This is a genomic window from Bdellovibrio bacteriovorus, from assembly GCF_001592755.1.
Taxonomy (GTDB): Bacteria; Bdellovibrionota; Bdellovibrionia; order Bdellovibrionales; family Bdellovibrionaceae; genus Bdellovibrio; species Bdellovibrio bacteriovorus_E.
The window spans coordinates 1-24,384 of the sequence record NZ_LUKF01000017.1 but is presented as its reverse complement, the minus strand read 5'-3'; the positions used below and the strand labels follow the sequence as shown (position 1 = coordinate 24,384).

The window sequence follows — 24,384 nt, the reverse complement described above, 5'->3', positions numbered from 1 at the left end:
TCTGAGACAGGCTCGCCTCAGGCTGAGATTTCCACAAAGCTTCAACAGTCTTATTGTTCAATAAAGACATGAATCGCAAAGCTCTAATAAAAATGTCTCTTTATGGTGTGTTGTTAGCTGTCATTCTCAGTCTTGCGTCGTTGCTTTTTCTTAATCGCATCACCGCCATTCAGGCTTCGCGATTTCGCGATGACTTTCTGACTTTCTATGCGTCTTCGCTAGAACGGAAAATTCAAAACTTATCCGTTGAACAAATCCGAAACTCCAAAAAAATTTTGCAAGAAGAAAGAGGCTTTGGTCCACCACCGTTCGGTCCTCCAAGGGGAGCACCACCACTTTTGCGCGAGGGCCAACCAATGCCTCCACCGCCTGATTTTGCTAGCCGTCCGATGATGCCGCCGCCACCGCCGGGAGGATTTCATCCACGAATGCACGAGGGACCGCCTTCTCGCAATGCCAGCCCTGAGATGTGGCTTATCACCGCTACCGGGGACATTCTTTCAGCAAAGGAAAATGCAAAATGGGATCTCAATTGGCAACAGGTGCCCCGCCCCACAGGCAATAAAAAATTAGTCAGCAAAGAGGATTTTTTTCGTCTAAAGCCTTCAATTTCGGTGATTAAACTTAATGCCGAAGTTCCTTTGTATCTTGTCGTGCGCGACAGCAAACCCATGGCCTTTGGGCGCTTGCTTGCCACACAAGCTATTCTGACTTCGGCAATGATCGTGATTGCTTTAGTCATCGCTTTAGCGGCGCTGTTCTTTTATTTGCATAAAAAATCCAAGGAAGCGCGTTCGGTTCTGCGCCGCTTAGAAGAGGGCGACTTAAAGGCCCGCTTTGAGATCAAGCGCTTTGATGAGTTCGGAGAGCTGATGCTTGATTTCAATCGCATGGCTGAAGAAATTGAAATGCTGGTTGGCCGTATTCACTCCACAGAGAAAAAACGCAAAGAACTTTTACAAGAACTTGGTCATGACTTACGAACGCCCTTGGCAAGCCTTAAAACCAATTTTGAAACTTTGGAACTTCACCATGAGAAACTGAGTAACGATGATAAGACCAATCTTTTCGGAGTTCTTAATAGTGAAGTTGATTATCTGAAAGACCTTATCGAAAAACTAATGACGATTGCCGCTTTGGATGAACCTCACTACAAAACAACGACTGTTCACGTCGACTTGCAAGAGCTTCTTACTCAAGAAATCAAAGCGCGACAAAACGCTGCTGGCAACGGCTTAACTTGGATGTTTAATGGAAACTTAGAAGTGCCCGACAGAATCGTTCTTGGCGATACTCACCTTATTCTCCGCTTAGTCCGCAACGGGCTCGACAATGCTGCTCGTTACGCAGAAACAAAAGTGGTCGTCGACTTAAAACAAGAAGCAGGAAAAATTCAAATACAAATATCAGATGATGGACCTGGATTTGACTCTGAATCGTTGAAAAACTTCGGCGTGCGCAAAGAGTTTCAAGGAAGAAAGATCGGCAAAGATGGACATATTTCCTTAGGCCTTGGAGCCGTAATCATGCGGACAATTGCAGAACTGCACAATGGAAATATCAGAATATCGAATCTCAGAACCACGAATAAAAACGAAGGGGCCTTGTTAAATATCGAACTGCCTTTAGCTCCTTAAACGCGGACCAGGTCTAGCTTTGCAGGTTTACATCCCCTCCCAAGGAGGAGATTCTCAACCTGCTTTCAGTTGCTAGGAATTATTCTCAATAAGTGGATTCCGGGTAAATTCCTCCCTTATCCTTAAGAAGGCGGAGGTGTTCAGTGCGAGTAGTTCGTTTAGTTTCAGGAAGCGACTGTCAAAGTTCACAACTCTCAGTAGAAGCCATCAAACTTATCAATGCGGCCGATACAGATCGTGCGACAGCAAAAGACGTTGCAAAGCTCTGCTGCCAAGCGGGACTCTGCCCCGTCATCTTCATCAATAAAAACGCAAAAGCACGCTAAATGGATGACGGCGGCATTTTCCGCAGATTATACTTTATTTATGAAAGAAAAAGTCGCCATCCTTGGAGCCAGTAAAAATCCCGAACGCTATTCCTATCTTGCTCTAAAAATGCTGCAAGAATATGGGCACACAGTTTTTCCGGTAAATCCCGGATTGAATGAGATTGAAGGTGTTCCTGTCACTGCGTCACTCAGTGATCTTCAAGGCATCGATACCGTGACTCTTTACATGAATCCCAAAAATCTTGAACCGCATGTCGACAAGATTATTAAGCTAAAACCTCGTCGCGTGATCTTCAATCCCGGCACTGAATCGCGAGAAATTGAAACAGCATTACAGAATGCGGGTATTGAAACATTAGAAGCCTGCACACTCGTGATGTTGCGAACCAATCAATTTGAAAAATAGGCTATTAAAAAGTCAGCCTTGATTTTCTATTCAGGGCCTTTTTTTGTTATCAACGCGTTCACTCTTTAGTCGATCTCATATCGAGACAGCCCTCTAAGTCCCCGAATAAATTTAAAAATCTCCTCACAGTTTTCATTTATCTTCGGCATCGTCTTTGCTTTGTTAGGACTGCAAACGGGAGATCATAAAATGAAAACAAAGATGTTTGTTGCTGCTGCTACCTTCGTTATAGGTTTTTCATCAATCGCTTCTGCAAAACAATCCTTTAAAAGCATGCGCAACAATCAAGGAACCACTGGTTACTCCAGAATGGAATCCACAGAAATGAAATCTTCCTTCGTTCATTTGGAACCCGTCATTGGCTATACCTCATCTACGTTCGGAGGCGTCGAGGCAAAAAATGGTGCGGAGCTAGAAACAATCGGCGGTATGCAAGCTGGTTTAGGCTTGCGCCTAGGACGATCTCAACTGCAATTTGAAACCGGCGTTTATTATTCAGAACGCGGAGCTAAACTTTCTAATCTCAATTACTCGGAGAGTATCCTGGCACCGGGCAAAGCCAGCATTGAATACAAATTTAAATACTTGGAAGCTCCGCTCTATGTTCGTTATGCCTTCCAAGCTCCCGAATCCACACATTTCTTTGTAAAAGGCGGCGGCGTTGTAGCACTTTTGCAAGAAGCCAAAGGAACTGCCTCTGGAGCTCTTACGGGCAGTATCGACATGAAAGATTCCGTCCAGGAAACTGACTTCCGCGCAGGCGTCGGTGTCGGCGGAGTCCTTCGCATCAACAATATGTTTTCAGTCCTAATTCAAGGCGACTACCAATTGGGCTTAAATAAAGTGAATAAAGAAAGCGCTGACGGGATTGAAATCAAGAATAGTTCTTTAGCACTTTCCACAGGTCTTGTCTTCGATATCTAAAGGGTTATTGATGAAGCGCCTTTTTCTTTTCTTAGTACTGATTTTTCAAGGAGCTTCTGCTGCCGCAGCGGAAAATCTGCGTCTTTTTGAATGGCATGTCAGCGAAGCCATGGCGCCGCTGATTTTACCAGTCAGACAATCAGAAACTCCCGAGCAAGCAGCACAACGCTATTTGAATAACTTAGGAAAAAATCCGGAACTCATGGAGCTCTTTGAGGGACGGCTGCCCGCTCTTCCTATGAGCGGCTTTAAAAAACTGTCCCAGGATGATCGCGAAAATCGCGCTCTTCTTATTGCCAATCTTCCTAAAGACTACACACGCAATTCTTTGCGTGTGCAAAATTTCAAACGCATTTTCCAACAATCCCGACAAGCCTCTTACATTCTTCCCATCAATGCCAACCTTGGCTTGAGCCAGGAAGAGACTCGCGAACTCTTTAAACAGATCGCCGAAAAGTTTCCCCTGATGGTGGCGATGGGAGGAGACGATGTCGATACACACCTTTATAAAAAAGAGAATTTTCATTCGCGCAACACCATCCCGGCTCGTGATCAATTCGAAGTGGCTCTTATAAAGTCTTATGTTGCACAAGAAAAAGGGTTTCTTTTAGGAGTGTGCCGTGGATCACAGATCACTTCGGTCGCTCTAGGTTATCAACTTATCCAAGATATCCCTTTTCACATCGGCGACAAAGTCGCCCATGGCAATGACTGGCATCCTATTGAAGTCGTAGAAACTAAATACAACCTTTTAAAACCATTTGCTGACAGAAATATGAAAATGACCGTCAACTCCCTTCATCATCAATCTGTGATCTTTAAAGAGGGCGGAATGCTTCAGATCGCGGCAAGAAGCCACGACGGCATCACGGAAGCGACTGAGTTTAAAAATGGCCGTGGAATGCTTTTACAGTTTCACCCCGAACTGATGAATAACGAACTTGGCTCTAAGATCCTTTGGACGCTCGTGCAACAAAAGAACCGCGTGATGCCCGCTCGTTGCTCAAAGATTTTCTAAGAGCGGATGGGCTCAATGTGGGGCCCTACCGCTGATTCTTAACAAATATTTCAACAAGATTTTGTACTCGTCTTTAAAATAGGCGTTGCTTCCTTTTGCTGGTCCTCTAACATAAATGCATGCTTGAACAAATATTCCTTCATCAAAAACAATTCAGTCTTCAACTGCGCAAAGAGTCTATTAAAATGCGCGTGGAATATTTAAACAAACTTGATGCCGTCATTCGCTCTCATATTCCGGATATCACCAAAGCGCTAAGTCAGGACTTTCAAAAACCTGAAGCCGAAACTTTAATGACTGAAGTTTACCCAACACTTCATGAAATTCAGTTTGCAAAAAAGAACCTAAAAAAATGGTCTCGTCCTCACAAAGTAAAAACACCTTTGCTTTTAATGGGCTCAAAGAGCTCGATTTGTTACGAACCTCGAGGCGTATGCTTGATTATCGCTCCGTGGAACTATCCCTTTCAGCTCACTTTAGCCCCTTTAATTTCCGCTATTGCTGCGGGAAATTGTGCGATATTAAAACCCTCTGAATTTACGACACACACATCCCGTCTTTTAAAAAAGATGATGGATGAAACTTTTGCTCCGGAACATATAAAACTGATTGAAGGCGGCCCGGAAACCACGACCGAGCTTTTAAAACTGCCCTTCGATCACATCTTCTTCACTGGCAGTACGCGTGTGGGGAAAATCATCATGGAAGCGGCCAGTAAACACCTGACAAGTCTGACTCTTGAACTAGGTGGAAAATCCCCGACCATCGTGGATGCTTCGGCCAATATTTCACAAGCCGCACAGAAAATAGCCTGGGCAAAGTTTCTTAACGCCGGACAAACCTGTGTGGCCCCCGACTACATTCTTGTTCAACGTGAAATTCTGCCAGAATTTAAGTCCGAACTTTTTAAAAAGATCGAAGAGTTTTACGGTAAAAAAGACGACCAGAAAAAATCAAAGCATCTGGCCCGTGTCGTATCCACCCATCATACCCGTCGCTTGGCGAATATGATTGAAGAAGCTAAAAACTCCAACGCAGAAATTTCTTATGGCGGAGAGGTCGACGTCGACTCTCACTACATCGCACCCACAGTTTTAGAAAAAGTCGATCCACATGCAGCGGTGATGAAAGAAGAAATCTTCGGACCACTTCTGCCACTGGTGCCATTTAAAGATATCGCCGAAGCAGTTCACTATATAAACGAACGCGAAAAGCCTTTATCTCTTTATATTTATTCTCAAAGCAAACTTAATATTGAGCATATCTTAAAAGAGACTTCATCAGGCGGCGTTTGCGTGAATGATTCCGTTATTCATCTGGCCAATCCTCACCTCCCCTTCGGTGGTGTCGGTCACAGTGGCATGGGAAGCTCGCATGGATTCTTTGGCTTTAAAAACTTCTCGCATGAAAAAGCGATCTTACGTCAGTCGTGGATGGGACGGCTGTTGCGCCTGATTTACCCACCCTATTCTGATTTTAAGTTGAAACTTATGAAGTTGATGATCGACCTGAAACTTTAATCAAGTTGCAGAATTTTTGCGCGATCACCGACGATCCAAAGAACATCGCCCTTTTGCAAAGTCTCTGAGGAGTCCGGATTTAGAATGCGCATTCCTTCACGCTCAACTCCAACCACCAATCCATTGGTCGCTTCACGCAATCCGCACTCGCGAATGGTTTTATTCAGATACGGCGACTCTTCGGTCATCACGTACTGTTCAAGACTGTATTGGGAAGCTTCTCCTACACCAACGGCATGAGATACATCGAAATTTTCAGCGTCAATAAAGGACTTAAAGCGGATCAGCTGTGCATCTGTACCAATGACATGAACTTGATCGTGCGGCATAAGACATTCACTCCGTCCCGGCGCCGTGATTCTTTTACGTCCACGCTCAATCAAAGCAATGGTCACACCGTACTTTTCACGAATGGAAAGTTGGTGAAAAGGCGTTCCCACATAAGGAGCTTCCGGTGGAATCGTGAACTCCGTAATATGCGCATCCCAAGGTGCGAGCGCCCGATTGCTTTTTCGCGCGTGTTTCTTTTGCACATCATCGTGAAGATTTGAAAGAAAACGATTTTCAAACCATTCATAAATATCACGCAGCTTTTGAGAAAGAACATACCCGACAACCACGACCATCCAAAGCGTGATCCCGACTGCCCAAGCCAATGGAACGAATTGAGCCACCATTGCGCCCAATAAACCCACGGCCAACATAATGCGTGAAACCAGGAACACGTAGTTGTGATTTCCTTTACCTTGTTCGACCAACAGAATCTCAAACTGCTTGGTGCGACCAAATGCCAACGCCCAAAGAAACGGTGCTGTTAATACCAGTGTGGCACTTAAAGAGATAAATTTAGCCGGTCCTTCCTCAACCTGTCTCTCCAGAAGGAACGGAAGAAAAACACGCGCCATTAAAAGGAAGATCGCCACGACAACAACGGAATTCAGAACAACTTTCAGGATGTAAGAGCGCACTTGCTCTTTCCATTCCTTATTTCCCGACATGGAAAACGAAATCACGCTGTAGCTATCAAGGGAGGCGATCAATTTCGCAGGAAGAACCTTCTCTAAGAAAGCATACACTTTGCCTGAAGATCTTAACATGTAAGGTGTGGTAAATGCTGTCACCACCGAAACAGACACAGCAATCGGATAAATCTTTTCACTAACGACCTTCAGGCTTAACCCCAAAGTGGCGATGATAAATGAAAACTCCCCGATTTGCGCAAGACTCATTCCCGATTGCACGGACGACTTCAAAGTCTGCCCAGCCAGGACAGATCCCAATGTCACACTGAAAGTCTTACCAACAAGAACAACACTAGATAAGATCAAAACCTCTTTCCAGTGGTCGCGAATCACAATCGGATCAATCAACATCCCGACTGAAATAAAGAACACGGCCGAAAAAAGATTTTTAATGGGGCCGACTAAATGATGGATGCGCTCGCCTTCAATAGTTTCAGCCAGGATGGACCCCATGATGAAAGCCCCCAGAGCCGAAGAAAAACCTACGGAGCTTGCAAAAACCACCATCACCAGACACAGGCCGACCGCGACCACCAAAACCGTTTCTTCATTCAAAAGCTTTTGGGCCTTTTTCATAAACGACGGAAGCATAAAAATGCCGGCCACAAACCAGATCGACAGGAAAAAAGACAGCTTCACGATGGCGCCCAACATCTCTGTGCCGGCAAAATCGCGGGTCAAAGCTACGGTCGTTAGAAGTACCATCAATAGAACCGCGACAAGATCTTCAATCACTAAGATTCCAAAGACCTGGCTAACGAAACGCAGATTTTTAAATCCCAGCTCTTCAATAGTTCGGATAATGATAGAGGTTGATGAAATCGCAAGGATCCCACCTAAGAAAAGACTGTCCATAGGTGACCAGTCCAACAAGCGGCCTGTCACGTAACCAAAGACAATCATCAGTGAGATTTCTAAAATAGCCGTGAAGCTAGAAGATCCGCCCACGCGGAAAAGTTTTTTAAAACTGAACTCTAAACCTAAAGCAAATAAAAGAAAGATAACACCGATTTCAGCCCACAAGTGAATGCTGTCATTACTGACGATCGTGGGAAATATCGTGGTTTTAGGACCTACCAGAAAGCCCGCAACAAGGTATCCAAGAACGATGGGCTGATTTAATTTTTTAAAGATCAGAGTCACAAGCCCGGCAGTACCAAGAATCAGGGCTAAGTCGGAAATCATAGCTGGTAAGTGTTGCATATCAAAGATTATGACAACTCTTACAGCGGGCCACAAATAAAAAACGGCCTCCTTTTGAAGGAAGCCGTCTTTAATTTAGATTTTAAAATCTAATTACTTCGCGTTGATAGCTGCAGCAACTGCCGCTTCAGCGTTTACAAGACCTGCACCGTATTCATTGTTCGTGTTAGGACCCAATGCTGTTGCAGTTTGTTTTAGAAGTGCTTTCACTTGAGCACCAGTCAAAGCTTTGTTCGCAGACTTCATAAGAGCCACAACACCCGATACGTGTGGAGTCGCCATTGAAGTACCATCAAACGGAGCGTAGTCTGTAGCAATCGTTTGAAGAGTTGCTTTTACAGTTTGACCTGCAGTGATTGATTTCAAGATTTCTTGACCTACGTTTTGTTCGATCATGAACACCGCGATAGGAAGAACTGAACCATCATCAGTCAAAGCACCGTTGATCAAACCAGGAGCGTTATTGTAGATAACCGCGCCAGCTGCACCCGCTTTGATAGCGTTTTTGATTTTATCAGCGAAAGTGATTTCACCACGGCTGATCAAAGCATATTTACCTTTTACGTCGATGTTCGTGAAATCAGTGTCTTTACCAAGACCTGCTGGAACAAGAACGTTGATTTCAGGAGTCAATACTTCTTTCGCACCTTGGAAAGTTGTTGAAGCAACTTTTGCAGATTTAGTGCCGATAGAGATTGTTACAGAAGACTCACGGCCAGTTCCTTGTGGTACAGAAGAAACAACTGCAACACCCGGAGCTACGATCGCCAATTCAGGACCGTACTGAGAGAAGTCTGCTTTAAGATTATTGATATCAGTAGCACCTACTGCGATCACTGTAGAAAGAGCTGCTGGGTAAGAAACACGGTTTGAACCGTTGTTACCAGAAGCTGCAACCACTGTGATACCCGCTTTGTCTGCTTTAGCAACAGCATCGCGTTCAGCAGGAGTCGACCACATACCACCCAAAGACATAGAGATAACGTCTACTTTTTCTTGGATACCCCAGTTGATACCTTGAGCGATAGAAACGTTCGAGCAACCGTTTTCAGAACAAACGCGACCCGCAAGGATTTTCGCCTTAGGAGCAACACCTGTGAAACCCGTTTTATCGATCGCACCAGCGATAGTACCAGCTACGTGAGTACCGTGACCAACGTGGTCTGTGTAATCAGAACCATTGCTGTCACCAGTGAAGTCTTGACCTTTTTCGAAGTTAGACTTCAAAGAAGGATGAGCTTGGTCGATACCTGTATCTAGAACAAGAACGCGAGCGCCTTGACCTTGATTAGATAGAGCCCATGCTTGAGGAGCTTTCACTGCATGGATACCCCATGGAGTTTTCTGACCTACTTTTTGTTGAGATTTTTGAGCTTTCGCCAAGAAACCTTTCACTGGGCGTGGTGCCTCGTGGAAAATTTCTTTTTCAACATAAGCAACAGCTGGATTTGCTTTCAATTTAGCAATCTCAGACTCGCTGTTCGTGTCGATGATTAGTGTATTTAGATTCTCAAGGCTGTCTTCAACTTGACCATCAACTTGACCCAATCCATTTGGTTGTTGATCCCAGTTGAAACCTTTAAGTGCATAAGACCCCTTCATCTTATACGCCATGTGTGCCGATTTGAAGGCTTGTTTATCCTTCATAATAACGATCACACGCTCAGCTTGAGCCGCAGTCGCAAACAACACCGTAACGATGAGTGCAAATACGTTTTTCATTAAAGTCCCCCCATATCCATGGACTCCAACTATTGAAGTCCTCTATGGGTAGGCACTTCATTTCAGGTTGAAAGATTTATCAAGTACTCTTTTGGAACCACTTCAAATTTTTTTTCGAGGGGAAAAAGTGAAATTTTCTGTCATGGCACTGGTAGTTCCAAAGTGGAACCTCAGCTCAAATTTACGACAGGAACGCGGTTAAATATAAGAAACCCTTATAGAAGGCATTATTTATCTGCTTGGTTTCTGCCTAATATTAAAACAAGGTAAATGACGCTAAGAGTCTTCATTTTCTTGTTTGAGATCACAGAATTGTTCTTTATGACAACGAACTTTTTCCGTCAGCGGAGGCGCAGCTTCAGTTTAATCACCGTCCACAGCATCTCTAAACTGTCGTGAACAATATGGACGTGCGAATGATCTTGATGACGCCAGCGAATCGGCACTTCTGTGACGATTTTATTTCTTCTTAAAAGAAGAACTATCAGCTCCACATCCCAAGCAAATCTTTGCACTTGCAGACGCGGCAAAATTTCCGAGCGAAAAACTGTATCGTTTCGCAAAAGTTTAAAGCCACATTGCGTGTCCTGATATGGAAGACCCACAAGAAGCTTTAATATCTTATTAAATGTCTTTCCCATGTTCTGGCGAATCCAGTGCTGACGTCTTTCTATATGACTGTGCACGAGGCCGCGAGACCCCATCACCATGTCAGATTTCGCGGTCGATGGGAAAAGTTTAAATAGTTCTTCCCACGGAGTCGCCATATCGGCATCGGCAACTAATATAAAGTCACCGGTGGATTCTTTGAAGCCTGCATGAACCGCAGCCCCTTTTCCCTGATTAGGAGATAATGAAATCAAGCGCACCAGTGAAAATGCTCGACTGTACTCTTGGACGACGTCGGCTGTCTGGTCGGTAGAACCATCATTCACAACCAGAACCTCCGTGATCTCCCACTCTGCCCTTTCATCTGCGACGAAAGACTTCAGCGCCTGCAGAGTTTTTGGCAAGCGCTGTTCTTCATTGTAAGCCGGAATAACAATAGAGATCTTTGACTTCAATGTCCGTTCCCATTTGAAGATGATTTCACCGAAGCGCCGACGGGAATAAAGAAGCTCAAAGGATTGGCGAAGAATCTTTTTGCAATCGCTCTTCGAATCGCCCGTCTTTCAGTGACATTCACGCCACGAGCTTTGATAGCCGTGTAAAAAGCCATACCGAAACTGACCAGAACGTTGAAAGCTCCGATAAAGAAAATTCCAATGACGGCTCGCCAGAAGTCCCATGTCTTTAAGAAATCAAGTCCCAGCACCGGCAAAGCTCCAGCCAAAGTTCCTGATGACAGAGTCACGTGTCGCACGTCTAGCGGAATACTTAAGAACTTCAAAATCTCCGGAACCATCCCCAGCATAATACCTAAAGAGATATTGCCCAGAAGACCCGAAATATTATTTTCTAAAAAGACGGCGATATTGCGAGCGCCTCTTTTACCAAAGATAGCTCTTAAACTGGGACTGCGGGCCAATGTTTTGCGCAAAGAGTTTAAGGCAAACCAGTTATCTCCCCACCCGGCGATCAAACTTGAAGAGTAAAGAAGGATCCCCGTGAAGGCCGCGTAAATCAGTGTCGGACCTAAGATATCTACCGATTTATAAGCAGAGACCGCTTTTTCCATCGACATAATATTGTGACCGAGCAACAGGAAGAATGCGGTGTCAATTAAGATGACCGTGGGAATAACGAACATCACGTTCCCTAAAATGGACGCCACTTGCGAGCGAATCAAATGCGTGATTTCGGTCACCAGATCCGCCATCCCTTTTTCAGTATCGACGTCTTCCATTTTTTCAGCCAGTGCCGGAGCCGTCATCGCCGGCTGCTTCGTTCCTAAAGTAAAACCCGCAAGGTGAATCAACACGAAGCTCAGGGCGTAATTGATGGAGGCTAAAGAACCTTCGACGAAACCGCCTAAGCCTAATGCTAATATACCCACCTTCACATAAACCGTGATCGCTGTAACCGCTCCGCCGCCACCCGCGGCTGCGAGCATATGACGGTATTGCTCTTTCGTGCGCGTGATATAGTGCTCGCCAGTTTCCGCGGCCCGCTCGACCACTTTGCGTGCAAACAATGCGATATTTTGCGAGAACAAAGATTTGATACTGCGAAGATCCTGATTTTCCTGAACGAGCTTTGAAAAGAAACTCGTCACCTTGCGACTGTCCAAACGCTCTGTCAGAAGAATCTCAAGTAAACTATCAATACGTTGCAGATATGTGTTCAATTTTGCAATCTGGAATACCAAAGAAATACTGACACCGTATTCGTCAAGATGCTTATGAACTTGCACCAACTCACGACGACACTCCCAAACAATCATGCGGAAGCGCGATGCTTTTTCAAAGGCCTGATTGCGATCGCCCGCCAGAAAAGCATTCATGAACTCTTCATGCCCGCGCATCATTGCAAAGAAAGCAGAGTCCCGAAAACTTGTTTTATCTAAACGAGTGCGAATCGCCGGGGAAAGCCCGATCGCACGAACCTGAATAACAAGGTAAACCAGGGCGTCTTCCAAATCGCTTTGCAAGCGGTTCCAATCGCGCTCATCCGCCTCGACTTCAAATTGAAAGAGTTCAACGAGTTTATCGAATGTCACGTTGTCGATGGACGCTAACCACAGTGGATCATCTTTGTCTGGAAAGAGCGCCCAAAATAAATATCCCAACTCGTGATCCAAGGGAGGGGTAGGCAGAAGTTTCATCATCAGACGATCTGAAAACTCACTCCACATTCCAAGTTCTTTGGGAAGACCCGTGTCGGTATAGAGCTCAATGCCGCTGACCTCATGAACAACCTTACGAAGAATACGTGCGACATTCTTTTTCCATTCCGGATTTCTGTCGAGCACCATAAGTAGAAAGCGCAGACGCGCCACCGGCAACCGGCCTGTTTCCTTTTCCAAGTGAGAATCAACAGATCCTTCGTAGCGAATCCACTGCATCAATTTCACCAGCCATTGCAGTTGATCTTCCAGTTGGCGCTGTTCTTTAGCGCTAGATAACAAAACATCGAGGTCGCTGTGGACTTTTCCACTTCGCTTGTATTGAATGAAACGTGATCGGAGGGCTTTAAGTTTTGTAAACATACGGAAAGTTTACAGAAATCCTTTTTAAAAAGGTACGAAAGAGCCCGTATTGAAACGCATTGCGCCGTACAGACGGATTTACGCAACATTTGGTGGCGTTTGCCTGATAGACCTCCTGTGTTAGAAGGCCTTATGCAAAGACTTTCAACTCTTACTCTGCTAACTCTTTGGGCATCACTTTCATGGGCCCTGCCGACCTTTGATGGAAACGATGTCACTTCACAAAAAGAATACAAGTTTTCCACAACAGACAAAGAAGCGACGGTCTTGATTTTTATTTCAGCCAAATGTCCTTGCTCTGCCAGCCATGAACCTTTGCTAAAAAATCTTTCGACCGAATTTAAAGATATGCAATTTGTGGGCGTTCACTCGAACTCTGATGAAACCGCTGAAGAAACCCAAAGACATTTTGCCGAAGCTCAACTTCCCTTTCCGGTCATCCAAGATAGAAAATCTAAGTTAGCCAATGAATTAGGTGCTTTGAAAACACCTCATGCCTTCGTCTTTAATAAGAAGGGTGAAATGGTCTATCACGGAGGCGTCACGGACAGCCACGTGGGTCCCAGTGCTAAAAAGTTTTTCTTGAAGGAAGTTCTAGAAGACATTCATGCAGGCAAAGCGCCTCGTCACAAAGAAGGCCGCGCTTTAGGTTGCTACATTCAACGGGAGGATAGCTAAAGTGAAAACTCTGATGCTCATTCTAAGTGTCTGTTTGTTAGCGGGTTGCGCGAATCCTGATTACGTCTCTGACGATGATCAACATCTTCAAAATAAACCGATGGCCGATGGTGCTTACTTTTCTAAAGTTCGTATCATGGCTAAAATCAGCTGGGAAAATACGCCGACGAGTGAGCAAACCAACGCGTTTGTTCTAAATTTCTCCGCACCTTCGGATCAATTCAATGAATTGGCCGTCAGTCTTTGGATGCCCTCAATGGGTCATGGATCCATTCCGGTAAAAATCGAAAAAATCAATGCCACTCAATACCGCATCACGGATGTGTACTTCTTGATGCCTGGAGATTGGGACATCCGCTTCACTCTTAAAAACAATGGAGTCACCATGGACTCTTCGTACGCATCCATGATCGTTCCATGAAATATTTTGTATCTCTGTTGATTTTTTTAAATAGCTCTTTGTCTTTAGCGGCCAGCTGTTGTGGTGGAAGTTTTTCTTTTCCCGCGTTGATTTTAGCTGACGACAAAGCTCAAGTGACGAGCACCTATTCTTATGCCCAAGTCAGTGACGAAGTCTTAGCGAACGGCAAGTGGCTGCGACGCCAAGATGGAAACTTAGCACAAACTTTAAAGTTGGAAGGCGCGGCTTTAGTAAGTGACAGCTTTCAAGCGGGGTTTTCTGTACCCGTGATGATGAAGTCAGCCGACAATTCTTCGGACTCGAGCGGAGTTGGCGATATTTCTTTATACCTAGGACATGAAACATTTCCTGAAAGAACTTATTCTCGCTGGAAACCCAAAGGCCTGACATTCTTGCAGGTGACATTACCTACAAGCCCTTCCATTTACGATTCCTCTATCACAACCGCGACGGACATTCGTGGTCGTGGTTTTTATTCTGTCGGCGGCGGAGTCGCTTTGATGAAGGCCTGGGCGACCTGGGATGCCAACTACAATGGAGAAATTCATTACTCTTTGCCACGCACGATTTCTAATGAAGCTTATGGTGGCGATGTAGAGGTAAAGCCCGGTTTTGGAACGACTCAAACCGTGGGCTTAGGTTGGAATCGCGGAGATTATCGCCTTGGTTCGGCTCTTACTTATTTGTATGAAGATGCCATTCGACTTTCCGGAGCGACGAGTAGCGATGGCACGGCTCAAAAGAATTTTACGTTGGGTTTTTCCGGCAGCTATATGATCAATCTCGAGTCGGCCCTCACCGTCAGTTACAGCGATCAAAGCTGGATCGGCAATCCAGTGAATTCAAGTTTATCTAAAACAATTAATATCAGCTACCAACAGCGGTGGCCTCGGTAGGAGAGAAAATGAAACTCATCGGTTCTATTATTTTAGGATTGGCCCTTGTAATTGCCGGCCTTCTATTCAGCGCAAACGCAAGAGCCCATGCGGATGCGGCTTGCCCCGTTTATTTCAAAACGGCCGACCTTTGTGCTTCTGTTGAATTCACAAAAGGCCCTTCGGATTCTGAAGAGTCTCAATTTTTAGTAAAATTCTATGAGCACGCGTCCGCTCACAATGAACATGCCATGGTCGATCCGCAAAACTTGAAAGTCGATCTATGGATGAATATGGGTCATCATGGTCACGGTTCGGGCCCGGTCAAAGTTGTAAAACAAGATCAAGGAACTTATTTTGTTTCTGAAGCTTATTTCGTGATGTCAGGCCGCTGGCAGATTCGCCTTTTCGTTAATGGAGAAAAAGGCGAATTCAACGTCGACGTAAAACCTTAAGCGTCAACGCAATAGTAAGGAATCTCTACGACGGCGCGAACACCTTTTCGCGCCAACGTCGCACTAATCACCGCACGCACGCCATTGATATTCTTACCTTTGGCGCCAATGATTTGCCCCAAGCACTTTTGATCGCATTCCACTTTATATACTGTCGTTTTATCACCGAAACTATAGGACACAACGATGGAATCTGGATGATCAACCAAACCGCGGATCAGGGCCTGTAAGAGTTCTTTGCCTTCCTCTCGGACTCGACCTGAATCCAGGTCTTTAGGCTCAGGACGCTTTCTAATAACTTTGATCTCGCTTGGGTCAGTCATTCATTTCACTCCAGTAATGTTTCGGTGACTAACCTTTCGGGATTTGTTTATATTCCCTAAAGGGCCAAATCCTACATTCATATTATTTTAGGTGATCTAGATCAGTTTAGATCTACGAATCGGCTGAGGTATTTTGCGAAGAATTAAATTTTCAAATCCTTGAGCTTTTATTTTACTAACAGCATCCGAACAAAACCGAATTATCAGAATTCTTTTCAGATATTTGTAATGTAGGATTCACGTCACGATCGAATTTGCATGTTAAAGATCTTTGTTGTCTGGTTCGGTCAAGATCATGCGCAACTCTAAGTTGCTTTGAAAGTAAATGTCGCCGTATAAATAATCGGTAGAGTGAAGGAGAACCTCTTTGACCAAAACAACCGAAGACAACGAAAAGCAGATCCGAATTAAAACTCTTATTATTCTGGGATTGACGTTTATTCTTCCATCGATCGGGACGCTGGTATTTATGGCGTTTTATCTTTATCGATAATTATTCTTTCTTGCCGAAGGCTCGTTCATCTATTGCGACTCAAATCACCCTTTGAGTTTTTCGTCTGACGCACAATCATCTTTTTGACCTTAAAAATCAATCCCTTGACTCTTTAGGACAGTCGTCCTATTTCTAAGTTCAATTAGGACGCCCGTCCTAGTAGGAAGTTAATTCATCCTCTTTGAGGTCAATATGCCTTTTGAAAAAACAACCCGCGAGCACATCGTGGAATCCGCGGATGTACTCTTTTATCAAAGAGGTTTTGAACACACTTCTTTTGCTGATATCGCTAACAAGGTAAAGATATCTCGCGGAAATTTTTATCACCACTTCAAAACTAAAGATGAAATCCTTGAAGCTGTGATCGAGTTGCGTCTGCATCGCACCCAAGAAATGTTGAATATGTGGGAAGCCGATGGACAAACGCCAGCGGAGAGAATTAGCAAATTCTTTCACATGCTCATCATGAACCAAGCGAAAATTAAATTATACGGATGTCCCGTCGGTACACTTTGTACGGAACTTGCAAAAATGAATCATGCTTCTAAGGCTCACGCGAACAAACTGATGAGCTTGTTCAGAACCTGGCTAAGCAAGCAGTTTGCAGCCGCCGGTTGTAAAAAAGAATCCGATGAACTTGCCATGCACATCCTTGCACGCAGTCAAGGGATCGCCACTCTGGCAAATACTTTCCATGATGAGAAGTTTATAAAAAATGAAGTTCGTCAGATGGAAGAATGGCTGCAGTCCAAAATTTCTTAAACACACACGAGGAACACATGTATATCATTTTATTGAAGTTTATAAATCGCGAACGCGCGGGTGCATTTATGGAAGGTCACATGCAGTGGCTGAAGCAAGGATTTGAAGATGACATCTTCATTCTGGCTGGCGGCATAAAGCCTCAACTAGGCGGCGCTATTATCGCTAAAAATTCTTCTCTGGAACTCATTCAAAAGCGTGTGGATCAAGATCCCTTCGTCAGTGAAAAAGTGGTTGAAGCCGAAATTCTGGAAATCAGTCCTTCAAAATTCGACGAACGCTTCGCCGATCTTTTGAAAGCATAAAGCCTTACTCCAACTTTTGTTGAACGCACAACTTTTAAAGTAGCAACCTATGAGCAAGACCGTAATTTCGACCGATGGCAAGAAACGCTGTACATGGAGTGCCTCAGCTCCCGAATTTTTGAAATACCATGATGAAGAATGGGGCTTCCCCGTTCGCGATGACTATCGCCTCTTCGAAAAGCTGTGCCTTGAAGGCTTCCAGTCAGGTCTTAGTTGGCGCACAATACTGGCTAAACGGGAAAACTTCCGTAAGGCATTTCATAACTTTGATTTTAACAAAATCGCAAAATTCACGCAGAAAGATGTCACTCGATTACTTAAAGATGAAGGCATTATCCGCCACAAAGGAAAAATAGAAGCCGTCATCAACAATGCTAAGATGGCTCAAGAAATCGTCCAAAGTCACGGCTCCCTAGCCGCTTATATTTGGAGTTTTGAGCCAGACAAGAAGGATCTTGTAACACCTCAAACCGCTTCAACGTCGGCAGCTTCAGTAGCGCTCTCAAAAGCCTTAAAGAAACAAGGCTGGAAATTTGTCGGCCCAACAACAGTGTATGCCTTCATGCAGGCGATGGGGCTTATCAATGATCATGCAGTTGGGTGTGTTATTAGGTCTAAGGTAGAAACAAAAAGGCGAAGCTTCAAAAAACCATAAAGAGTAATTACTGGATTTTTCTTTTGAAGCTTCACCGCAATCTCTCGCCGCTGACACCTATTTACAAATCTCTGCCAAAACTAAATCATTTTTTATCGTCTCTTAAACAGTAGTGTCACTTGTGTACATGGAATCCAGAAAGTAAAGAGCAGACAAAACTATTCGTTCAAAAGCTAGCTGCTAAAAGTCAGCTGAACATTATCTTCCGGGAGACAACGCAGCTAATTTGAGTTTTTCTGCTAACATTGGTGGAATAAGTTCCATTGTCGATATTCACCGGTTGAACCTCATGCATTTTCTTCGGATTGACCTCAAAACGAGGATGTTTTCTCTTACAAAGCTTCTCTCAGGAAACAGTAATCAAAACGCTTTCTTCGTACAAAATCACTTTGTTCGAATTGTATATATCAAATATAACGTCGATAATCAGCTGAAGTTCACCTAGCTCCATTTCATAGAAGACTTTTGATGCTCCTGAACTATTATCAATCATCTGAGTGAGTTCGGTCTTGTACGACAAAGCATCCCCTATGATAGTTGAAAACAGTTCTTCTTTATCCATTGCCATTCCGACGATCTTTAAACGAAGCTGATGGTTACCCAAAGTCAACATGGACGAAGAAATCGGCACATTAAAGATAAACTCGCTATCTTTTGAATTCGGTACGGCAATTCCATCTAGATCCGTATAAAGGTCATACGAATAAGTATTGGATGGACTGATTATATCAGGATGAATCAAAGCACTGATTGTGGCAGAATCCCCAACTTGGTATTGTCCGGTTCCGTTATCGAACGATACGTCGATTGGGTCGGAAAATTTAGGCGTTGCACTCGGCTTCACGTTACTCGCGAGCACACTGATATTGAGGCTAACTTCTTCCAAAAGCGTTCTACTCTGCTTAAGCTCAGATTCTTTTGCTACAATCAAACTTCTTAATTCGTTGATGCTATCCTCAAGAAGGATAATTTTGTCGGGTGAAGTTTCAGACCTCAATAGAAGTTGAGCTTGCAGAATCTTATTTAGCATAGCCCCGATTTCAGATCTAACGGCATTCGCTAAAGCTATATCTTGAGAATAAACGAAAGCTTTAACAATATAGTTTGAAGCAACAGAAGGCGCGTTTACAGTACCCGCAAACAACTTGCTACCTATTCGAATGGCGCGCATCTCGACGCTATTTGAACTCAATTCAACCGTAAGCTCTTGACCGGAGGGAAGCGCAGACTTTTGGTATGCCACTACGACCATCTTTTCTTCCGGTTGATATGTGGTCTTATCAGTTGATAAGCTAACGTATTGGGCTTTGGCGCCACTTGCCAAAAAAAATATAAATAGAATTCGTGACAACATAGATATACCTCAATATTTAAAACTATGAAGGGTTAACGGAGCATTAACAGGTTTAGGCGTGAGATTATGAACGTCTGAAGTACCGTTCCCTAGATTCCCACCTCGATTCGCACCCCAACTCATTAAATAATCGTCTGTGACTTGTGCTAAACCGTAACCATCGCCAATTTCCATTCTTGAAATGCTGTTAGGATAATATGGCTGTGCTACGAAAACACTTGAGTTACTATTTCCGTTATTACCCAGGCCTCCATCAACTCCCTTACCTGCGCAATACGCTTGAGAATAATTGGTATAACAAATCGAGTTTTTCCCTAGGACAAGATTGCCATAGCCTTCATAAGGGCCTGGAATATAGACAAAAACGTGTGTACTATTAGTAAGGCCTAAACCAAATTGTCCATAAGAGTTATTTCCTCTACAAGACCAATGTAAACTATAAATACATATAGTATCGCCTTTAGCTTTATATGTCCCAACATCTGAATTAACCGGAGTTGAATAAGTCCCCCCACCACTTAACCCTAACTGGCCATACTCATTAGATCCCCAACAGTATGCAAATCCAGGCCCGCCAAGCCCTCCACCTGGTCTAAACGCGCATGTAAAGCTATCTCCTGATGTAAGCCCTCCCCAAGTAACTAAACTTGGAGTTAAAACTAAAACTGGAATGTTAGAATCAGTTAAACTTCCGATACCTAGTTGACCGTGAGAATTTCTTCCCCAACAGTAAGTGCCACCAGAAGTAATTACACAAGAGTGGTGAGAGCCCAGAGAAATACTTCCGTATAAAGTTGGAAGACCTGAAACCTGGACTGGCAGGTAAGTACTCGAGTTTAATCCGTTTCCAAGCTGACCAAAAGTATTATCTCCCCAACAATAGAGCGTGTTAGATTTTATTGCACAGGTATGATTAAGACCAACTTGAACTTCCGTTACGCCGCTCGACATACCGTTAACTTCAGTCGGTATTAACCTTGGAAGGTTATCTCCTACTCCTAACTCGCCATGTTCATTCTTACCCCAACAATAGAGCTTTCCGCTCACTATCCCGCAGCTGTGGTTTGTGTTTGCGGCAAGAGTGGAAAAAACTAAAGGCGGAGCAAGAACCGCAATGCTTTTTGATGTACTATAAAAATTTATCTTTATGTCTTCAAAGACTGAATCAAGCGCCTGAGAGATCAGAGTAACATCTTCTATTTCTTTATCATAATAGAGCTTCAGGTCGTTTGAAATCGCTTCATTCCTCAGCTGAGGCAAAGTATTTAGCCTGGTAATTGAAGCACTTCCAATAGCTTCTTCCAGAATATCTGCAACAAATTTATCACGAAGAAAGAGTTCTGCCGTGAAGCTATAAGTGCCTCTCTGTAGCGCGCTAAAATCGAGGTAAACATAAGACTGATTCCTGCCCTTAACCTTTTCAACACCATCGATCTTAACGACGACTTCTGTTTTAAAAGAACCAATTTCCGGCACGCCATTTTGATTCACGGACACTGACAAAAATTTATTTCTACCTTCGACATACGGTTCGTTAACATTAAACACTAATGCCGCAGGATTCACAAGAGTGGTATTTTTCTTTAGCATACTGGAAACAGGTATTACCATAGATTGAGTTTCAATCAGCGTTCTACCTTTTGCCAGTTGCTCCTCTAGTAGCACACTTTCCTGATTCTTTTCAGAAATTGCACTCTCTAGTATCGCGATTCTTTGAGGATCTTTAGCTTTTCTTTTAGCTTGCAACAGATCTTCAACTTCCCGCAGATTCTTCTCAACCGCAATCTTCTTGGAAAGTGCACTATTTTTGTTTTGTAGATAAACTTTAGCTTCGAAAGTTAGAGGACCAAGATTCGCCAAAGAAGATGAAACGACACCCCATTGAGATTCGGAAATTTTCACGACCTTTATTGGTACCCCTTGAAGTTTTGCTTCAATAAAGACCTCGGTATTCACGTCGTTGGGTTTTAACATTTGAGTGATGAGATATACCGGGCGATCTCCAATTTGATACGAACTTTTTATTGAACGAATTTCAATAAAATCGGGAGCTGCAAAAGCTATCGAAGAAACAATGAGCGAAAGAATGTAAATGACCTTTTTCATTATGGCGCCACCTCAAGTTGATAATTATATCGGAACGACGTTGCGTATCCTTTTAATTTTACGTCAACTTTTCCGGAGAATAGCCCAAAATTCTGTGAAGACATGTTCACCCCGACTTGTACTGAGGGCAGTTTGTAACCACCGATATTTCCCAACAAGGTGTGTGGTAAATAAGAATAATTGTCGACAGTTAAAGCGCCACCGGCATCATCAAAAACAGTTATTGAAGGCACTGACGTGAGGCCATTGAAAACTCCGTCGAAAAAATCCCTTTCGATATCAACTAAGGATTCTTGTACGGGGTCACCTGTTTCTACTTCTCCTAAGTCTACATTCTTTAAATATCCCAATGGAACTGGAAGTTTCCTTGTCTTTAAAAAGACTACTTTCGGTGTAGAATTCTCTTCAACTATCCACTCCATTATTGCACTGGCAGAATCGTCATTAGCAAAAACGCCGGGTTGAACCATCAGGCTTATTAGTACGCTGCCATTAGCTGGTACTATCAATCCTTCGACTGGGTAATTTGACGAAAACACACCTGAACTTCCATTTAGATGGGTAAACGTTGGCGGCTCAAAGATCTCCACATCTACGTTAGATGTATTGGAAATCTTGATTTGAGTCGGAGATATCTCATCAAATGAGCCAAATAACGGGACATGGCCATTCAAACTGAGGACCTCAAGATCAGATTCTGAACTCCATGAGTTATCTAAGAATGTAGTTTCAAGTTTCAGAGGTGACGTCGCACCTTCCAAAACCTGGAGGTGAAGTATTTTAGTAATACCCCCGATCCAAACAGGAATATCAATAGAAATAGCGGAGTCTCCAAGTAGTTTTACCGAGAACTGATAGTCTCCGCATTTTTGTTTTTGTAAAGTTCCTCTAGAATATCCTGACAGTAAAGTTACTTTTTTATCGAGAAATATTTGAAAGTTTACGTCTTCGGTTTTGTTATTACAGATTTTGAATGAACCAATATAAACACCGTCCTTCATCGCAGTCCCGAATATTTCAGTTGGAGCGATATAAGCCTCGGCTTTATGACCAATCGTAACCAATGTTAATGAAGGAATACTTGTGGCTGAACCATTGGAAACTTCAAGCGCAACTGTATAATTACCGGGTGTATGTGCAATAAACTGTGGATGTACGAGAGTTGCATCATCGAAAACTCCGTCTAAGGATGTAGATCCCAAAGGCTTTGAGACCACACTCCAAGAATATGAAATCGCAGCTCCATCCGCACTGTAAGACCTGCTTCCATCAAGTGTGATTGTGTCACCTGATTTCCCAACTTGTGGAGTGCCAGCAAAAGCAACAGGATAAATTGTGTTTTGAGGTCCACCAACAGGAACGCTACTCGCAAACAATCCCCCAGGTAAATCAGATATTACGGATTGCCCTTCAAAAGTGGAGGCAATTTTAACTTCTACAGGTCCCTCTTTTTGAAGCGTGGGAACGGTCGTGACAATCATGCCTCCAACTATAGAAAAATCACTATCAGAAATTTCAACACCACCAATCCATAGTCGCTCTGTCTTTTCAAGATTGACACCAGTTATTGAAATTTCTTCGCCCCCAACCAGAGAGACAACATTTGGTGAAATCAAGTTGATTTTGGGATAGTTGATTGAGTTTATGTTTTCAGATACTAAAATTATGTCCTCGAAAGTCGAAACCGCTCTTTTAGAAGCATCTAAAAGATTTTCGAGGCCTTCCTTTTCAGTTACTAAGGCATCTCTCTCCGTTTCCAAAGCAGCTCGTTTTACCGGATCGGACTCCCGTGCTAATTTCGCAACGACTCTTTCTATATCTTTGCTCTTAGCAAGAATACTCGTACGAATTAAATTAGCCTCTGTTTTGTTTTCTAAAAACAATTTTGAGGTTAAAGTGTGGCTTCCTATTTTATGTAATACAAACGGTTCAGTTACCCAAAGAGTGTCTGTCTTCCTATGTGACTTTAATTTTCTTCCATTTATTTCCGCGTCGATAATATGACTTATTTCGGCATTACCGTTAAATGATGTAGAAAGCTCAATAAAGGCAGTTATCCTATCTCCCTGTATAGGATTGGAATTAGAAAAGCTAATTTTACCGATCTTGCTCTGAGCAGATTGAATTAGCTTTACCTTTCTACTAAATTTTTGGAGCTCTTTAATATCTTTAGCATTTGCACTGAAAGATATTAAAATAACTAATACAGTAATAAGATTTTTAAATAAATTTTTCATAAATTCCTTTTATTCTAATTAAATGGCAATGCCCCAGCTCGCTGGTATTTAAGGCTACGCATATATCCCTTTCCAACTCGCTTTGCGAAATCTTCGATTTCATTCTCCCTAGCCTCTGTTGTAATCTTCTTCATAAGTTTGTCAGCTAACTCAGCACTCCACCCCTCACATCGCAACCAATCGTGGGTATGCAATACTTCATGAGCGATCGTAATGACGTACTCACTCATCCGCTTATCGCTATCAAACTTTTTGTCGATAAAATCACCATTAATTATAACCCTATTTTTACTTGGGGCTTGACCGTACACGTCCCAACCCATTTCGTTGTAAGCGGGGCCATACTCAATCTTCGGATTGGTTTTATTAAATAGCTCAGGCATATTTTCTCGCAACCAGTTTTCAGCGGCGATCATCTGATCTTCAGTTAAACCCAACGGATCCACGAGGTTGATCGGATCGTTACCTGCGTAGATGTATAAATTATCCGGGCTTCCCCAAAAGCTAACTGGATCCCTAGACATCCATCTTGCAGTTTCAGGATCGTATTCGCGACTCCCAAACTTCAAAGTCGCTTCGTCTCCAATTCTTAAGCCACCCGCAAAGCCAAACGGATGAATACCAGGGTTTGTATCCTTTGTAATTTTACCCCATGCGGTATATTCCATAATTTGCAGAATCTTACCACTGACAGCGTCAACTAATAATCGAGGTGAACCTAAATGATCTTTGATTATCTTATAAAATTGTTTTTCGATATTCATATAATCTGGAGAATTAAGATGTGTTCC

General features: G+C 43.4%; 22 protein-coding genes. 13 read left to right on the top strand and 9 right to left on the bottom strand.

The features are described 5' to 3' along the window. The first annotated feature begins 68 nt into the window (after positions 1 to 68). The 5 genes from AZI85_RS12525 to AZI85_RS12500 all read left to right on the top strand — a co-directional run bounded on the left by AZI85_RS12525 (position 69) and on the right by AZI85_RS12500 (position 5,834). On the top strand, positions 69 to 1,637 hold the full coding sequence (locus AZI85_RS12525) for a sensor histidine kinase (RefSeq protein ID WP_063244397.1): 1,569 nt from the start codon (positions 69 to 71) through the stop codon (positions 1,635 to 1,637). Between the two features lie 219 nt (positions 1,638 to 1,856). Then, positions 1,857 to 2,372, top strand: a complete 516-nt coding sequence (locus AZI85_RS12515; protein ID WP_216635868.1) for a CoA-binding protein — start codon at positions 1,857 to 1,859, stop codon at positions 2,370 to 2,372. 189 nt (positions 2,373 to 2,561) lie between these two features. Continuing rightward, complete coding sequence (locus tag AZI85_RS12510; RefSeq protein ID WP_063244395.1) at positions 2,562 to 3,296, top strand: outer membrane beta-barrel protein; 735 nt, start codon at positions 2,562 to 2,564, stop codon at positions 3,294 to 3,296. A gap of 10 nt (positions 3,297 to 3,306) precedes the next feature. Further along, positions 3,307 to 4,314, top strand: coding sequence for a gamma-glutamyl-gamma-aminobutyrate hydrolase family protein (locus tag AZI85_RS12505; RefSeq protein ID WP_063244394.1), 1,008 nt, complete (start codon positions 3,307 to 3,309; stop codon positions 4,312 to 4,314). A 119-nt stretch (positions 4,315 to 4,433) separates the two neighbouring features. Then, a complete protein-coding gene (locus AZI85_RS12500; protein ID WP_081111008.1) occupies positions 4,434 to 5,834 on the top strand; it encodes an aldehyde dehydrogenase family protein in 1,401 nt (466 codons plus the stop codon). On the opposite strand, the gene AZI85_RS12495 is transcribed toward AZI85_RS12500, so the two are convergent. The 4 genes from AZI85_RS12495 to AZI85_RS12480 all read right to left on the bottom strand — a co-directional run bounded on the left by AZI85_RS12495 (position 5,831) and on the right by AZI85_RS12480 (position 12,929). Further along, entirely contained in the window at positions 5,831 to 8,059 is a 2,229-nt protein-coding gene (locus AZI85_RS12495; RefSeq protein WP_063244392.1) for a cation:proton antiporter, read from the bottom strand. The two genes, AZI85_RS12500 and AZI85_RS12495, sit on opposite strands and share 4 nt — an antisense overlap. A 93-nt stretch (positions 8,060 to 8,152) precedes the next feature. Further along, on the bottom strand, positions 8,153 to 9,781 hold the full coding sequence (locus AZI85_RS17955) for a S8 family serine peptidase (RefSeq protein WP_063244391.1): 1,629 nt from the start codon (positions 9,779 to 9,781) through the stop codon (positions 8,153 to 8,155). A 341-nt stretch (positions 9,782 to 10,122) separates the two neighbouring features. Then, positions 10,123 to 10,845, bottom strand: a complete 723-nt coding sequence (locus AZI85_RS12485; protein WP_063244390.1) for a dolichyl-phosphate beta-glucosyltransferase — start codon at positions 10,843 to 10,845, stop codon at positions 10,123 to 10,125. Beyond that, on the bottom strand, positions 10,842 to 12,929 hold the full coding sequence (locus AZI85_RS12480) for a site-specific recombinase (protein WP_063244389.1): 2,088 nt from the start codon (positions 12,927 to 12,929) through the stop codon (positions 10,842 to 10,844). Before AZI85_RS12480 ends, AZI85_RS12485 begins: the two co-directional genes overlap by 4 nt. 132 nt (positions 12,930 to 13,061) lie before the next feature. Between AZI85_RS12480 and AZI85_RS12475 the strand changes: the two genes are divergently transcribed. From AZI85_RS12475 to AZI85_RS12460, 4 genes are read left to right on the top strand one after another with little or no spacing between them, the layout of a single operon-like run. Further along, positions 13,062 to 13,607, top strand: a complete 546-nt coding sequence (locus AZI85_RS12475) for a redoxin family protein (protein ID WP_063244388.1) — start codon at positions 13,062 to 13,064, stop codon at positions 13,605 to 13,607. 1 nt (position 13,608) lies between these two features. Beyond that, positions 13,609 to 14,028: a hypothetical protein gene (locus tag AZI85_RS12470; RefSeq protein ID WP_063244387.1), complete on the top strand. Its 420-nt coding sequence runs from the start codon at positions 13,609 to 13,611 to the stop codon at positions 14,026 to 14,028. Next, complete coding sequence (locus AZI85_RS12465; RefSeq protein ID WP_063244386.1) at positions 14,025 to 14,924, top strand: hypothetical protein; 900 nt, start codon at positions 14,025 to 14,027, stop codon at positions 14,922 to 14,924. Before AZI85_RS12470 ends, AZI85_RS12465 begins: the two co-directional genes overlap by 4 nt. Before the next feature lie 8 nt (positions 14,925 to 14,932). After that, entirely contained in the window at positions 14,933 to 15,358 is a 426-nt protein-coding gene (locus tag AZI85_RS12460) for a FixH family protein (protein WP_063244385.1), read from the top strand. Here AZI85_RS12460 and AZI85_RS12455 read toward each other — a convergent pair. After that, on the bottom strand, positions 15,355 to 15,681 hold the full coding sequence (locus AZI85_RS12455; RefSeq protein WP_063244384.1) for a KH domain-containing protein: 327 nt from the start codon (positions 15,679 to 15,681) through the stop codon (positions 15,355 to 15,357). The two genes, AZI85_RS12460 and AZI85_RS12455, sit on opposite strands and share 4 nt — an antisense overlap. A gap of 367 nt (positions 15,682 to 16,048) precedes the next feature. On the opposite strand from AZI85_RS12455, the gene AZI85_RS17950 reads away from it, so the two are divergent. The 4 genes from AZI85_RS17950 (at position 16,049) to AZI85_RS12440 (ending at position 17,896) form a co-directional block, all read left to right on the top strand. Further along, positions 16,049 to 16,174, top strand: coding sequence for a hypothetical protein (locus tag AZI85_RS17950; RefSeq protein ID WP_301335689.1), 126 nt, complete (start codon positions 16,049 to 16,051; stop codon positions 16,172 to 16,174). Between the two features lie 192 nt (positions 16,175 to 16,366). Continuing rightward, entirely contained in the window at positions 16,367 to 16,936 is a 570-nt protein-coding gene (locus tag AZI85_RS12450; RefSeq protein WP_063244383.1) for a TetR/AcrR family transcriptional regulator, read from the top strand. 17 nt (positions 16,937 to 16,953) lie between these two features. After that, positions 16,954 to 17,241 carry a YciI family protein gene (locus AZI85_RS12445; RefSeq protein ID WP_063244382.1) on the top strand — a complete coding sequence of 96 codons (288 nt, stop codon included), beginning with the start codon at positions 16,954 to 16,956 and terminating at the stop codon, positions 17,239 to 17,241. Between the two features lie 49 nt (positions 17,242 to 17,290). Beyond that, positions 17,291 to 17,896: a DNA-3-methyladenine glycosylase I gene (locus AZI85_RS12440; protein WP_063244381.1), complete on the top strand. Its 606-nt coding sequence runs from the start codon at positions 17,291 to 17,293 to the stop codon at positions 17,894 to 17,896. A 346-nt stretch (positions 17,897 to 18,242) separates the two neighbouring features. Here the strand turns inward: AZI85_RS12440 and AZI85_RS12435 are convergent, their stop codons facing one another. From AZI85_RS12435 to AZI85_RS12420, 4 genes are all read right to left on the bottom strand, one after another. Then, a complete protein-coding gene (locus AZI85_RS12435) occupies positions 18,243 to 19,250 on the bottom strand; it encodes a hypothetical protein (RefSeq protein WP_063244380.1) in 1,008 nt (335 codons plus the stop codon). A 9-nt stretch (positions 19,251 to 19,259) separates the two neighbouring features. Further along, complete coding sequence (locus tag AZI85_RS12430; RefSeq protein ID WP_063244379.1) at positions 19,260 to 21,356, bottom strand: hypothetical protein; 2,097 nt, start codon at positions 21,354 to 21,356, stop codon at positions 19,260 to 19,262. Further along, positions 21,356 to 23,593, bottom strand: coding sequence for an IPT/TIG domain-containing protein (locus AZI85_RS12425; protein ID WP_063244378.1), 2,238 nt, complete (start codon positions 23,591 to 23,593; stop codon positions 21,356 to 21,358). The genes AZI85_RS12430 and AZI85_RS12425 overlap by 1 nt, the downstream gene beginning before the upstream one ends. 14 nt (positions 23,594 to 23,607) lie before the next feature. Further along, positions 23,608 to 24,384 (bottom strand): RHS repeat domain-containing protein (locus AZI85_RS12420; protein ID WP_216635867.1); only part of this gene is annotated, 777 nt, incomplete at its 5' end.

Excerpts from the sequence above, each read along its gene's own strand:
- AZI85_RS12525 (WP_063244397.1), top strand. The coding sequence starts at position 69 with ATGAATCGCAAAGCTCTAATAAAAATGTCTCTTTATGGTGTGTTGTTA.
- AZI85_RS12515 (WP_216635868.1), top strand. The coding sequence starts at position 1,857 with ATGCGGCCGATACAGATCGTGCGACAGCAAAAGACGTTGCAAAGCTCT.
- AZI85_RS12510 (WP_063244395.1), top strand. The coding sequence starts at position 2,562 with ATGAAAACAAAGATGTTTGTTGCTGCTGCTACCTTCGTTATAGGTTTT.
- AZI85_RS12505 (WP_063244394.1), top strand. The coding sequence starts at position 3,307 with ATGAAGCGCCTTTTTCTTTTCTTAGTACTGATTTTTCAAGGAGCTTCT.
- AZI85_RS12500 (WP_081111008.1), top strand. The coding sequence starts at position 4,434 with ATGCTTGAACAAATATTCCTTCATCAAAAACAATTCAGTCTTCAACTG.
- AZI85_RS12495 (WP_063244392.1), bottom strand. The coding sequence starts at position 8,059 with ATGCAACACTTACCAGCTATGATTTCCGACTTAGCCCTGATTCTTGGT.
- AZI85_RS17955 (WP_063244391.1), bottom strand. The coding sequence starts at position 9,781 with ATGAAAAACGTATTTGCACTCATCGTTACGGTGTTGTTTGCGACTGCG.
- AZI85_RS12480 (WP_063244389.1), bottom strand. The coding sequence starts at position 12,929 with ATGTTTACAAAACTTAAAGCCCTCCGATCACGTTTCATTCAATACAAG.
- AZI85_RS12475 (WP_063244388.1), top strand. The coding sequence starts at position 13,062 with ATGCAAAGACTTTCAACTCTTACTCTGCTAACTCTTTGGGCATCACTT.
- AZI85_RS12465 (WP_063244386.1), top strand. The coding sequence starts at position 14,025 with ATGAAATATTTTGTATCTCTGTTGATTTTTTTAAATAGCTCTTTGTCT.
- AZI85_RS12460 (WP_063244385.1), top strand. The coding sequence starts at position 14,933 with ATGAAACTCATCGGTTCTATTATTTTAGGATTGGCCCTTGTAATTGCC.
- AZI85_RS12455 (WP_063244384.1), bottom strand. The coding sequence starts at position 15,681 with ATGACTGACCCAAGCGAGATCAAAGTTATTAGAAAGCGTCCTGAGCCT.
- AZI85_RS12450 (WP_063244383.1), top strand. The coding sequence starts at position 16,367 with ATGCCTTTTGAAAAAACAACCCGCGAGCACATCGTGGAATCCGCGGAT.
- AZI85_RS12445 (WP_063244382.1), top strand. The coding sequence starts at position 16,954 with ATGTATATCATTTTATTGAAGTTTATAAATCGCGAACGCGCGGGTGCA.
- AZI85_RS12440 (WP_063244381.1), top strand. The coding sequence starts at position 17,291 with ATGAGCAAGACCGTAATTTCGACCGATGGCAAGAAACGCTGTACATGG.
- AZI85_RS12435 (WP_063244380.1), bottom strand. The coding sequence starts at position 19,250 with ATGTTGTCACGAATTCTATTTATATTTTTTTTGGCAAGTGGCGCCAAA.
- AZI85_RS12430 (WP_063244379.1), bottom strand. The coding sequence starts at position 21,356 with ATGAAAAAGGTCATTTACATTCTTTCGCTCATTGTTTCTTCGATAGCT.
- AZI85_RS12425 (WP_063244378.1), bottom strand. The coding sequence starts at position 23,593 with ATGAAAAATTTATTTAAAAATCTTATTACTGTATTAGTTATTTTAATA.